This window comes from Streptomyces sp. NPDC002566 (assembly GCF_042889585.1).
In the GTDB taxonomy this organism is placed as follows: domain Bacteria; phylum Actinomycetota; class Actinomycetes; order Streptomycetales; family Streptomycetaceae; genus Streptomyces.
The window spans coordinates 910,184-922,403 of sequence record NZ_JBIARD010000002.1 but is presented as its reverse complement, the minus strand read 5'-3'; the positions used below and the strand labels follow the sequence as shown (position 1 = coordinate 922,403).

The 12,220-nt window shown below is 69.3% G+C and carries 6 protein-coding genes; all 6 read left to right on the top strand.

What is annotated here, in order from left to right:
* Positions 1–311 precede the first annotated feature (311 nt).
* The 6 genes from ACFYXA_RS11155 to ACFYXA_RS11130 all read left to right on the top strand — a co-directional run bounded on the left by ACFYXA_RS11155 (position 312) and on the right by ACFYXA_RS11130 (position 12,153).
* Complete coding sequence (locus ACFYXA_RS11155; protein ID WP_352246940.1) at positions 312–2,762, top strand: RICIN domain-containing protein; 2,451 nt, start codon at positions 312–314, stop codon at positions 2,760–2,762.
* Positions 2,763–2,818: 56 nt separating this feature from the next.
* The gene (locus ACFYXA_RS11150) at positions 2,819–3,955 is read left to right on the top strand and encodes a ricin-type beta-trefoil lectin domain protein (protein WP_352246941.1); all 1,137 of its coding nucleotides are present in this window, start codon (positions 2,819–2,821) and stop codon (positions 3,953–3,955) included.
* 363 nt (positions 3,956–4,318) lie between these two features.
* Positions 4,319–5,752, top strand: coding sequence for an arabinofuranosidase catalytic domain-containing protein (locus tag ACFYXA_RS11145; RefSeq protein ID WP_352246942.1), 1,434 nt, complete (start codon positions 4,319–4,321; stop codon positions 5,750–5,752).
* 32 nt (positions 5,753–5,784) lie between these two features.
* The gene (locus ACFYXA_RS11140; protein ID WP_352246943.1) at positions 5,785–7,617 is read left to right on the top strand and encodes an RICIN domain-containing protein; all 1,833 of its coding nucleotides are present in this window, start codon (positions 5,785–5,787) and stop codon (positions 7,615–7,617) included.
* A gap of 78 nt (positions 7,618–7,695) precedes the next feature.
* Complete coding sequence (locus ACFYXA_RS11135; RefSeq protein ID WP_352246944.1) at positions 7,696–10,104, top strand: ricin-type beta-trefoil lectin domain protein; 2,409 nt, start codon at positions 7,696–7,698, stop codon at positions 10,102–10,104.
* Positions 10,105–10,170: 66 nt separating this feature from the next.
* Positions 10,171–12,153, top strand: a complete 1,983-nt coding sequence (locus ACFYXA_RS11130; RefSeq protein WP_389030907.1) for an alpha-L-fucosidase — start codon at positions 10,171–10,173, stop codon at positions 12,151–12,153.
* Positions 12,154–12,220 lie beyond the last annotated feature (67 nt).

Genomic DNA, 12,220 nt, shown 5'->3' with positions numbered 1-12,220 from the left:
CGTCGCCCTCTTCCGGACACCGGACGGCGGGACGCGAACCGATGCGCGTTCACGCGAAACCTTTCGAGCTGCCGAACGCTTCCGACCGGCAGAATCAGCCGTCGAATCGATTCCGCGACAAGGTTCGCGACAGACCGTCCCGCGACCTTGACAGCCCGCGGAGCCGGGAGCACCGTCTCCCCCCGAAACCTCTCTGCAATCTCGCGGCCCCCAGCGTCACCGCACGACCCGACCGGGTTGCGCCGGCACGGTAGGAGATCGGACGAGAACCGTGCGGCGGGGCCCTCACGCGCCATCACTGAAGGATGACCATGTCGAGAGCCGAAGTGCTCCGCGGCCGGTGGGCCGCCCCGGTAGCTCTGCTCGCCTTACTGGCCGGGAGCCTGGCCACAGCCCCGGACGCGTTCGCGGTACCGGCCGAGCGCCAGGCGCGTGCCGCCGCCCTGTACGTGGATCCGGGTGCGGCCCCCGGCGGGACCGGCACCGCCGAGCAGCCGTTCGCGACGATCGAGCAGGCGCGGCAGCCCGCGCACCGGCTCTCGGCGGATACGGACGTCGTGGTCCACCTGGCCGGTGGCACCTACCGGTTGTCCAAGCCGTTGACGTTCGGATCCGGCGACAGCGGCCAGAACGGCCACACCGTCACCTACCAGGCCATGGCCGGGACGCAGCCGGTCCTGAGCGGCGCCCAACGCGTATCGGGTTGGCAGGTGCATGATCAAAACAGCAATATCTGGTCGGCCCATGTCGGTACGGGGGTGAACACGCGTCAGCTGTACGTGAACGGCAAGCAGGCGCCGCGGGCGGCGATCCAGGTGCCCCGCGCCGGCTTCACCTTCACCCAGACCGGCCTGACCATCACCGACTCCTCCCTCGACTACCTGGCCGGCCTCTCGGACCAGAGCCACATGGAAGTCGAGAGCCTCAACTCCTTCACCGACCGTTATGCGCCGGTCAAGTCGATCAGCGGCAGAACGATCACCATGCAGCAGCCCGCATGGAACAACAACTCCTGGGGCTACGACACCATCAACGCGCCGTTCGCCGGCGGGACGATGTACCTGGAGAACAACTACGCGTTCCTGAAGCAGGCCGGACAGTGGTACCTCGACTCGTCCACGGGCGACCTGTACTACCGGGCCCAGCCGGGGCAGAACCCGAACAGTCTCGACGTCGAGCTGCCCCGGCTGCAGAGCCTGCTCGGCATCAGCGGCAGCTACGGCTCACCGGCGGCCGGCCTGAAGTTCACCGGCATCCGGTTCACGGGAACCTCCTGGCTCGGCCCGAGCGGACCCGACGGCTACGCGGACCAGCAGAGCGGCGCGCACATCACCGGTGCCTTCGCGATGCCCGCCAACTGGCTGAGCACCTGCAAGTCGGGGTGCACCCAGTTCGAGGCCACCCGCAACCACTGGGTGCAGATGCCCGCGGCCGTACAGGTCTCCGCCGCCACCGGCATCACGTTCTCCGGAAACACCTTCTCCGGACTCGGGCAGGCCGGACTGGGCGTGGGCAACGACGGCGTCGCCACGGCGTCCGGCATCGGACTCGGCGCCAACGGCGTCACCGTCACCGGCAACACGTTCACCGACATCGCGGGCAGCGGGATCCAGGTCGGCGGGATCCAGCCGGACGCGCACCACCCCGGCAACCCGCAGATGACCAACCAGAACATCACCATCAGCAACAACAGGGTCAGCGGGGTGGGCACCGACTACAAGGAGACCGCGGGAATCCTGTCCACCTACGTCACCAACGCGACGATCACCCACAACCAGTGCGACCACCTGCCCTACGACGGGATCGACATCGGCTGGGGCTGGGGGATGAACGACCCCGGCGGCAGCCAGGACTACGCCAACCGGGGCACGTACAACTACCAGCCCGTCTACAGCACTCCCACGACGCTGAAGAACAACACCGTCTCCCACAACCTGGTCTTCGACACCAAGAACGCGATGCACGACGGCGGCAGCATCTACGCCCTGTCCGCCATGCCCGGCTCGGTGATCTCCGAGAACTACATGTACGACAACAACCGCACCACCGCGCTGTACCTCGACGAGGGCTCCCGGTACCTGAGGGTGGCCGACAATGTCGTGCAGGACGCCGGCAACTGGGCGCTCACCAACGCCAACGCGAACAACCACACCGACGACAGCACCTTCTCCGGCAACTGGTACAACGGCGGCAACACCTACGTGGCCACCGGTCCGCCGCACAACAACGTCCTCACCGGCAACGTCCTTGTCAGCGGCACCAACTGGCCGCAGGGCGCCAGGCAGGTCATCCAGCAGGCCGGCGTCCAGCCGACGGGCGGCGGTGGCGGCTTCCCCACCGGCTACCGCCAGCTGGTGATCGGCAGCAACAGTCTGTGCCTGGACGTGTACGGCAACTCCACCGCCGCGGGCGCCGCGATCGACCAGTGGACCTGCAACGGACAGGGCAACCAGCAGTTCGAGTTCGTGCCGGTCTCAGGCGGTTACGGGCAGCTGAGGGCGCAGCACTCCGGACACGTCGTGGCGGTGTCGGGCGGCTCCACGACCGCCGGTACGCCCGACATCGTGCAGCAGGCCCCGGACGGAGCGGCCGGCGGTCTGTGGCTGCCGGTGCGGCAGTCCGACGGCTCGTACTCCTTCCAGAACAAGAACAGCGGCCTCTGCCTCGACGTCTACGGCGGCGGCAGCAACCTCGGCCAGCAGCTCGACCAGTGGCCCTGCAAGAACACGGCCGGCAGCAACCAGGACTTCACGCCCCGCTGACCGGCCCGCGTGCTCGTTCACCCCCACCCACTGACCCGCACCAGTGAGGAACGCTGATGAAGAAGTACCTGGCACCCTGGGTCGCGGCGCTGGCGACCGCGCTCGGCCTGGGCGCCGCCCTGCCCGCTGCGGCCGCCACCGGCACCGAGTCGCCGCCCTCAGCCGTACGGGCCGCCGCGCCCACCGCCCTGCGGTTGATGCCGTTGGGGAACTCCATCACCTGGGGCGTCGGCAGCTCGTCGGGGAACGGCTACCGCAGCTTCCTGCGGAACCAGCTCGCGGCCGAGGGACACGCACCGGACTTCGTCGGCTCGGGTCGAAACGGCACCATGTCCGACCCGGACAACGAAGGCCACTCCGGCTGGCGGATCGACCAGATCACCGGCATCGCGGACTCCGTGCTGGCCAGGTACCGCCCGAACGTGGTCACTCTGGAGATCGGCACCAACGACCTGAACGGCAACTACCAGATCCCGACCGCCCCCGACCGACTGCGCGCGCTCATCGACCGGATCACCAGAGCCGCCCCCGACGCGACCGTCCTGGTCGGCACCGTGATCATCTCCACCAGTGGCACGGAGGAGGCCAACCGGCCCGCGTTCAACGCCAGGATCCCCGGGATCGTCCAGGCCGCGCAGGCCGCCGGCAAGCACGTACGCCTGGTGGACATGAGCGCCCTGACCAGAGCCGACCTGGCTGACGCCCTGCACCCCAACGACACCGGCTACCGCAAGATGGCGGACGCCTTCAACGCCGGAATCCAGGCCGCGGACGCGGCCGGCTGGATCAAGCCGCCGGCTTCCGCGGGCGGCGAGGTGCGCTCGGGGATCGCCGGGAAGTGCCTGGACGTCGACGGCGGCAACAGCGCCAACGGGACCGCGGTGGACATCCGGTCCTGCAACGGCTCCGACGCCCAGCTCTGGTCCGCTCGCTCCGACGGCACCCTGCGGGCCCTCGGGAAGTGCCTCGACGCCACCGGCCGCGGTACCGCCAACGGAACGAGAATCGCCGTCTGGGACTGCAACGGCGGCACCAACCAGCAGTGGCAGGCGTACAGCGGCGGTTACCGCAACCCGGTCTCCGGCCGCTGCCTCGACATCCCCGGCGGGTCCGCCGCCGACGGAACGCAACTGGTCCTGTGGGACTGCAACGGCGGCGCCAACCAGCAGTGGACGGCTCTGCCGGTCTCCTGACCCGGTGAACCTCAGGTGAGGTGAACGAACCACCCGCGCCCGGCACGGCGGCCGTCGCCGGACGCGGGTTTCGCCATGCCCTGACAGCGGGTCAGCCCCGCGTATACATGGGATGGATGGGGTTCTGACGTAGGGCGACACGTCTATTGACAGCGCGAGAGGCGTGTGGAATCACTATCGACATGGGATGTCTGAGGGTTCCCTGTGGATGCTCCAGAGCGTCCTGGCCCCTTCGGACAGGCACGGCACTCTCTGTCCCCTTCCCCCACATATTCAAGGAACAGAATGCAGCCTTCATTCGTCCCGCCCCGGAGCCCCGCGGCTCTCGGACGACGCTTACCGGCGGCCGCCACCGTATGCGTCATGGCACTGCTGGCCATCCTGCTCGCGACTGCGCCGTCCTGGCCGTCAGCGGCGTCTGCGGCGACCCTGGTGAGCTCGGCGTCGGGGCGGTGCCTGGATGTCAAGGGCAACGTCGACACGGCGGGAACGGCGCTGGACATCTGGGACTGCAACGACCAGGCCAATCAGGCCTTCGAGTTCACGTCGGCGGGTGAGCTGAGGACGATGGGCGGCACCCGGTGCGTGGACGCCTACGACAACCGGACGACTCCCGGAGCCCCGGTGGTCATCCGGGCGTGCGACGGCCGGCCGGCCCAGGTGTGGCGACGGAACTCCGACGGGTCCGTCACCGGTGCGGCATCCGGTTTCTGCCTGGACGTCAGCGGAGCGGGAACGGCCAACGGCACCGCGGTCATCCTGTGGGCCTGCAACGGCCAGAGCAACCAGAAGTGGAGCACCCCGGTGCCTCCGCCCCCGCCTCCGCCCGGCGGGTCCGGTCCCTGCGACATCTACGCCGCGGGCGGCACGCCGTGCGTGGCCGCGCACAGCACGGTGCGGGCACTGCAGCGTTCGTACAACGGCTCCCTGTACCAGGTCAGGCGCTCCTCGGACAACGCCACCAGGGACATCGGCGTGCTGGCGCCCGGCGGCTTCGCCGACGCGGCGGCGCAGGACTCGTTCTGCGCGGGCACCTCGTGCGTGATCACCGTCGTACGCGACCAGTCCGGACACGGCAACGACCTGTGGTACCAGGGATCGGCCCAGGTTCCCGGGTCGAGTCAGAGCAGCCCCGCGAAGGCGACCTCCGAGTCGCTCACGGCCGGGGGCACCAAGGCCTACTCGCTGTACATCAACCCCGGGAACAGCTACTGGCGGGACGGCCACCTGACGGGCGTGCCGACCGGTGCCGCACCCGAAGGGGCGTACATGGTGACCAGCGGCACCCACGTCAACAATGGCTGCTGCTTCGACTACGGCAACAGCGAGACGACCCGGAAGGCCGACGCCGCCGGCGCGATGGACGCGATCAACTTCGGCACCCAGTGCTGGTTCGGCGGGTGCGCCGGCAGCGGCCCCTGGGTGCAGGCCGATCTCGAGTGGGGCCTGTACCCCGGCGGCAGCCAGTCCTGGAACCCCAACCAGCGGGCGTTCACCAGCAAGTTCGTGACGGCGATGCTGAAGAACAACGGCACGTCGAGATTCGCCCTCAAGGGCGGCAACGCGCAGTCCGGCGGTCTGACCACGCTGTGGGACGGCGCACTTCCCGGCGGATACAGCCCCATGAAGAAGCAAGGGGCCATCGTCCTGGGGAGCGGCGGCGACTGCTGCAAGCCCGGCGGCGGCGCCAACCTGAGCGCCGGCACCTTCTATGAAGGAGCCATCGTCGCCGGCTACCCCTCCGACGCGACCGACAACGCCGTACAGGCCAGCATCACCGCGGCCGGCTACCGCTGAGCTCATTTCACGCCCCATCGCAGGAGGAGCGCATGAGGACGACAGTGAGACGGGGTCTTCGGGTACTGGTTGCCGGCATCGTCCTGGCACTCGTGCTGCCGCTGCTGTCGACGCCCGTGAGTCAGGCCGCCGAGGGCAAGGCGCTGAGCGTGAACCTGGCGTCGACCCGCGGGCCGTCGACGGGCGTGGGGGAGGGGTTCCTCTACGGCATCAGCGAGGACGGCAGCAAGCCGGTGGACCAGTTCCTCCAGCCGCTGGGCATCAACGCCTTCCGCGGCGGCGGATGGTTCTCCGGCGGCTGGATCAGGGACGGCTACCAGAACGGCCCGGCCACCCGGGCCGACCTCGACTCCATCGTCGCGCAGGGGAAACGCCTGACCCGGCCGCCCTACCACGCTCAGTACCAGGTGCTGATCAGCGACATCTACGGCGCCAACGGCGGACAGCCGTCGAACACGAGGTACCCGTGCGACAACGGCGACTGCTCCAACTGGGTGCGCTTCATCGACTCCACGGTGGGAGCACTGCAGGCCTCGGGGCTCACGTTCTCCTACGACATCTGGAACGAGCCCGACATCTCCGCCTTCTGGACCCGGGGTGTGAACAGCGCCCAGTACTTCCAGATGTGGGACACCGCCTACCGCGAGATCCGGCGTGTCGCCCCCGGGGCTCAGATCGTGGGCCCGTCATTCGCGTTCACCCCGGAACGCAACCCGGGGCAATGGCGGACCTGGCTCGCGCACGTGAAGGCGGCCGGGACGGTGCCGGACATGATCGCCAATCACAACGAGGGCGACGTCGACGACCCGGTCACCGTCGCGCGCGCTCTGAACGGCGCCCTGACCTCGGCGGGCATCGGCCCGCTGCCGCTGTCCTCGAACGAGTACCAGCCCGCCGACCGGCAGACCGCCGGGGTGACGGCCTGGTACCTCGCCCGGTTCGCACAGTCCGGGTACACCAACGCGATGCGCGGCAACTGGGTGTGCTGCGTCACGCCGAACCTGACCGGCGTCCTCACCCAGAGCGGGGGCAGCTGGCAGCCCACCGGCAACTGGTGGGCGCTCCGGGACTACGCCGACATGACCGGGACCCTCGTCGACACCTCCGGCCAGATCGGCTCGACGGCGATCTCGGCCGCCGTGGACGCCTCCGCCAGGCGAGCGGTCGCGGTCGTCGGCGACTCCGACGGGTACACCGGCGCCTCGTCCGTGGCCTTCAACGGGCTGTCGTCCGTCCCTTGGCTCACGAACGAGGGCAGCGTGCACGTCGCCGTGCACCGCATCCCGGACCAGGCACCCCTCGCAGCTCCCCAGACCGTGTACGACCAGGACGTGAGCACCGCCGGTGGCTCGATCACCGTGCCGTTCATGTTCCAGGGCCCGCACGACGCCTTCGCCGTGTATCTCACCCCCGCCTCGTCCGGCGGCGGGGGCTTCCCGGACGGATACCACCAACTCGTGGTGGCGCACGACAACTTGTGCATGGACGTGTACGGCGACTCCGTCGACCCGGGTGCCGCGATCGACCAGTGGACCTGCAATGGGCAGGGCAACCAGCAGTTCCGGTTCGTGCCCGCCTCGGGCGGCTACGGCGAGCTGCGGGCCCGGCACTCCGGCCTGGACATCGCGGTGGCCGGCGGTTCCACGGCGGCGGGCGTCCCGAACATCGTCCAGCAGGCTCCCGGCACGACGGCGAGCAGCCTGTGGCTGCCCGTGCGGCAGTCCGACGGTTCCTACGCGTTCCGGAACAGGAACAGCGGTCTGTGCCTGGACGTCCACGGCGCCGGCGGCAACCCGGGCCGGCGACTTGACCAGTGGCAGTGCAAGAACACGCCGGGTTCCAACCAGGACTTCTTCGTCCGCTGACCGCACAGCCGTCGCACCCTGCGGCCGGACCCGCCACCACCGGCCACGGACCATCCCACCTGCGAAAGGAACCCCACCGTGTCAGCATTCCGACGGCCGTTACGGCGCCTGCGCGCCGGAGCGGCCGTGCTCGCGGGCCTCCTCCTGACCGCCGGCGGCATCGTCGGCACGGCCGCCGCGCCGGCCCAGGCCGCCACCTCCGTCACGATCAACGGCGCGTCCGGCGGCCGGACCTTCGACGGCGTCGGCGCGATCAGCGGCGGGGGCGGCAACAGCAGGCTCCTGATCGACTACCCCGAGCCCCAGCGCGGCCAGATCCTCGACTACCTGTTCCGGCCCGGCTACGGCGCCTCCCTCCAGATGCTCAAGGCGGAGATCGGCGGCGACACCAACTCCACCTCGGGGGCCGAACCGAGTCACCAGCACACCCGGTCCGACCTCAACTGCGACCGCGGCTACGAATGGTGGCTGATGGAGCAGGCCAAGGCACGCAACCCGAACCTCAAGCTGTACGGGCTCGCCTGGGGCGCGCCCGGCTGGATCGGCGGCGGGAACTTCTGGTCCACCGACATGGTCAACTACACGCTGTCCTGGCTCGGTTGCGCCAAGAAGCACGGGCTCAGCATCGACTACCTCGGCGGCTGGAACGAGCGCGGCTACAACGTCTCCTGGTACCAGCAGCTGCGCGGCGCGCTGAACAGCAACGGCTACGGCAGCGTCAAGATCGTCGCCGCCGACTCGGACTGGGCCGTGGCGAACGACGTCAACTCCAACCCGGCGTTCGCCGCCGGGGTGAGCGCCATCGGCACGCACTATCCCTGCGGCTACCGGTCGGCCCAGTCCAACTGCTCGGTCCCGTCGGCGGCCCTGGCGTCCGGCAAGCCCCTGTGGGCGAGCGAGAACGGCTCCGACGACTACAACGGGGGAGCGCAGGCCGTGGCCCGCGGCATCAACCGCGGGTACATCGACGGGCGGATGACCGCCTACCTCAACTGGCCGGTGGTCGCCGCCCTCACGCCCAACCTGCCGTACCCCACGATGGGTCTCGCCCTGGCCTCGCAGCCGTGGTCCGGCGCCTACTCGATCGGCAAGAACGCCTGGGTGATGGCACACACCAGCCAGTTCACCGCCCCGGGATGGCGCTACCTCGACTCCTCCAGCGGCTACATCGGCGGCAACCGCGCCAACGGAAGCTTTGTGTCGCTGAAGTCACCCAACACTTCCGATTACTCCACGGTCATCGAGACGATGGACGCCGGCGGCGACCAGACGCTGAACTTCAACGTCGCCGGAGGGCTGTCCACCGGAACCGTCCACGTCTGGTCCACCGACGTCAGGTCCGGCAACACGGCCGACCACTTCGTGCACGCCACCGACATCACCCCGTCCGGCGGCACCTTCAGCCTGACCGTCCGGCCCGGGCACATGTACACCCTGACCACCACGACCGGACAGGGCAAGGGCACCGCCACCGGCCCGGCCAAGGCCCCGCTGAAGCTGCCGTACAGCGACTCCTTCGACAGGAACGCCACCGGCACCGAGGCGAAGTACCTCATGGACTGGCAGGGTGCCTTCGAGGCGGTGGGCTGCGGCGGCGGCCGCGGCGGGATGTGCGTGCGCCAGATGAGCCCGCAGAAGCCGATCACCTGGGACACGCTGACCGATCCGCACGCCCTGCTCGGCGACGTGAGCTGGGGCAACTACACGCTCTCGTCGGACGTGCTGCTCGAACAGCCCGGCTACGTCGAGCTGATCGGCCGTGCGGGAGGGCACGACTACGACCGTACCGGCGGGCAGAACGCCTACCGGCTGCGGGTGAGCGACACCGGGGCCTGGTCGATCCTCAACTCGAACACCAACGGCACCGTCTCCACCCTGGCCCGCGGCACGACCGCCGCGCTGGGCACCAACCGGTGGCACACCCTGGGCCTCAGCTTCTCCGGCACCACGATCACCGCGGTCGTCGACGGTGCCACGGTCGGGTCCGCGAACGACAGCACCTGGGCGACCGGGCAGATCGGCTACGGGACCAGCCAGGGCGAGACGGCGCAGTTCGACAACCTGTCCATCACCCCCGGCAGCGGCGGAAACGACGGCGGTACGACCGGCGCGCTCGTCGGGGCCGCCTCCGGCCGGTGCGTGGACGTACCGAACCAGTCGCACACGGCCGGCACCCAGGTGGCGCTGTGGGACTGCAACGGCGGCAGCAACCAGCAGTGGACGAACACCTCGGCCGGTGAGCTGCGGGTCTACGGCAGCGACTGCCTGGACGCGGCCGGCCAGGGCACCAGCCCCGGCACCAAGGCGACCATCTGGGGCTGCAACGGCGGCGCCAACCAGAAGTGGACGCTCCACGCCGACGGCACCATCACCGGTGTCCAGTCCGGTCTCTGCCTGGACGCCACCGGCGCCGGAACGGCCAACGGCACGCCGCTGCAGTTGTGGACCTGCAACGGCGGCAGCAGCCAGAAGTGGACGCGCGACTGATCCGGTGACCGCCACACTCGCCGACTCCCGCCCCACCTCCGTCAACTCCCCCTGAGAGGCACCCGCATGTCCTCACCTTCCTCACCGCTCAGCCGGCGCCGTCTGCTGGCGGCGGCCGGCGCTGCGACAGCCGTCGGCCTGCTGCGGTTCGCACCCGACGCCGCCGCGACCGAGGGCCCCCAGAGCTACACCCCGAGCTGGTCCTCCGTGGACCAGCACCCCCCGGCCCCCGCCTGGTTCCAGGACGCCAAGTTCGGCATCTACTACCACTGGGGCGCCTTCAGCGTCCCGGCGTTCGGGAACGAGTGGTATCCGCGCAACATGTACATCGGCGGCTCAGCCGAGAACCGGCACCACATCGCCACCTACGGCGACCCCTCGGCGTGGCCGTACCACAACTTCATCGACGGCGCCCGCGACAAGGCCGGCAACTTCGTGCAGTTCGCGCCCAAACTCGCCTCCCAGGGCGGCAGGTTCGACCCGGACGCCTGGGCGCGTCTGTTCAAGGCCGCGGGCGCCAGGTTCGCCGGCCCGGTCGCCGAACACCACGACGGCTTCTCCATGTGGAACAGCCGCTCCAACCCGTGGAACTCGGTCCAGCACGGTCCCCGGCTCGACCTGGTGGGGCTGCACGCTCAGGCCATCCGCGCGCAGGGGCTGAAGTTCATGGCCTCGCTGCACCACGCCTATCACTTCACCGGCTTCTACGACCAGGTGCCGTACCAGTCGAACCCCACGCTCCGCATCCTGTACGGCCAGCAGGGCGCGTCCGCGGAGAACAAGCTCTGGTACGACAAGCTGATCGAGGTCGTCGACGGTTACCAACCGGACCTGGTCTGGCAGGACTTCGCCCTGAACCAGGTGCAGGAGTCCTACCGGCTCCAGTTCCTCGCGCACTACTACAACCAGGCGGTCGCGTGGAACAAGGACGTCGTCGCCACCTACAAGGACGGCTTCAACAACAAGGGTGAGGTCTTCGACTTCGAGCGCGGCGGCCCGGCGGGGCTGCTCACCCCCTACTGGCTGACCGACGACAGCATCTCGTCATCGAGTTGGTGCTACACGGTCGGCATCGGCTACTACTCGACGCAGGCCATGCTCCACTCGCTGATCGACCGGGTCAGCAAGGGCGGCAGCATGCTGCTGAACATCGCCCCCATGGCCGACGGCACCATCCCCTCCGGGCAGCAGTCCATCCTGCTCGCCATGGGCGACTGGCTCGGCCGCTTCGGGGAGGCGGTCTACTCCACCCGCTCCTGGTCCAGTTACGGCGAGGGCCCGACCAAGATGGGCGGAGGCTCGTTCAGCGGACCGGTGGCCGGCAAACCGCAGGACATCCGGTTCACCCGCAGCAAGGACAACAAGGTTCTCTACGCGACCGCGCTGGGCTGGCAGGGCGGCACCATGAACATCACGACGCTCAACTCCAACCAGATCAACCTCAGCAGCCTGACGCGCGCGCAACTGCTGGGCAACACCGCCGGCGCCTACATCGACCTGCCCGCCCCCACTCAGGACGCCTCGGGCCTGCACCTCACCATGCCCTCGTCCAACCCGCCGTTCAGCGCCCTGGCGTACACGGTCAAGCTCACCTTCTCCGGGGAGATCCCCGTCCTGGGCGCGCCGGGCGGCTCCACCACCTGGGTGACGATCACCAACGTGACCAGCGGGCTGCTGCTCGACAGCGGCGGCAACGTCGCCTCCGGATCCAACCTCAAGCAGTGGAACCCGGACGGCAGCCCCAACCTGCAGTGGCAGCTGATCGACCTCGGCAACGGCTACTACCGCATCGTGAACCGCACCAACGGCATGGTCGCCGACAGCTACGGCAACTCCGCCAACGGTGCTCCCGCCCGTCAGCAGGCGTGGAACGGCGGCAACAACCAGCAGTGGTCGCTGGGCAGCCTGGGCAACAACCGCTACCAGATCGTCAACCGCGCCACCGGCACCGCCCTCGACGGCAGCGGCAGCACCACGTCCGGCTCGACCACGGTGCTGTGGACGCCGAACTCCAGCACCAACAACCAGTGGACCATCACCCCCCTATGAGCACCGGCGCTCCCTGTCACTCCCCTGACCACGGAAGAAGGAGAGCATGAAACGCAAACCGCTCTTG

Excerpts from the sequence above, each read along its gene's own strand:
- ACFYXA_RS11145 (WP_352246942.1), top strand. The coding sequence starts at position 4,319 with ATGGCACTGCTGGCCATCCTGCTCGCGACTGCGCCGTCCTGGCCGTCA.
- ACFYXA_RS11130 (WP_389030907.1), top strand. The coding sequence starts at position 10,171 with ATGTCCTCACCTTCCTCACCGCTCAGCCGGCGCCGTCTGCTGGCGGCG.
- ACFYXA_RS11155 (WP_352246940.1), top strand. The coding sequence starts at position 312 with ATGTCGAGAGCCGAAGTGCTCCGCGGCCGGTGGGCCGCCCCGGTAGCT.
- ACFYXA_RS11140 (WP_352246943.1), top strand. The coding sequence starts at position 5,785 with ATGAGGACGACAGTGAGACGGGGTCTTCGGGTACTGGTTGCCGGCATC.
- ACFYXA_RS11150 (WP_352246941.1), top strand. The coding sequence starts at position 2,819 with ATGAAGAAGTACCTGGCACCCTGGGTCGCGGCGCTGGCGACCGCGCTC.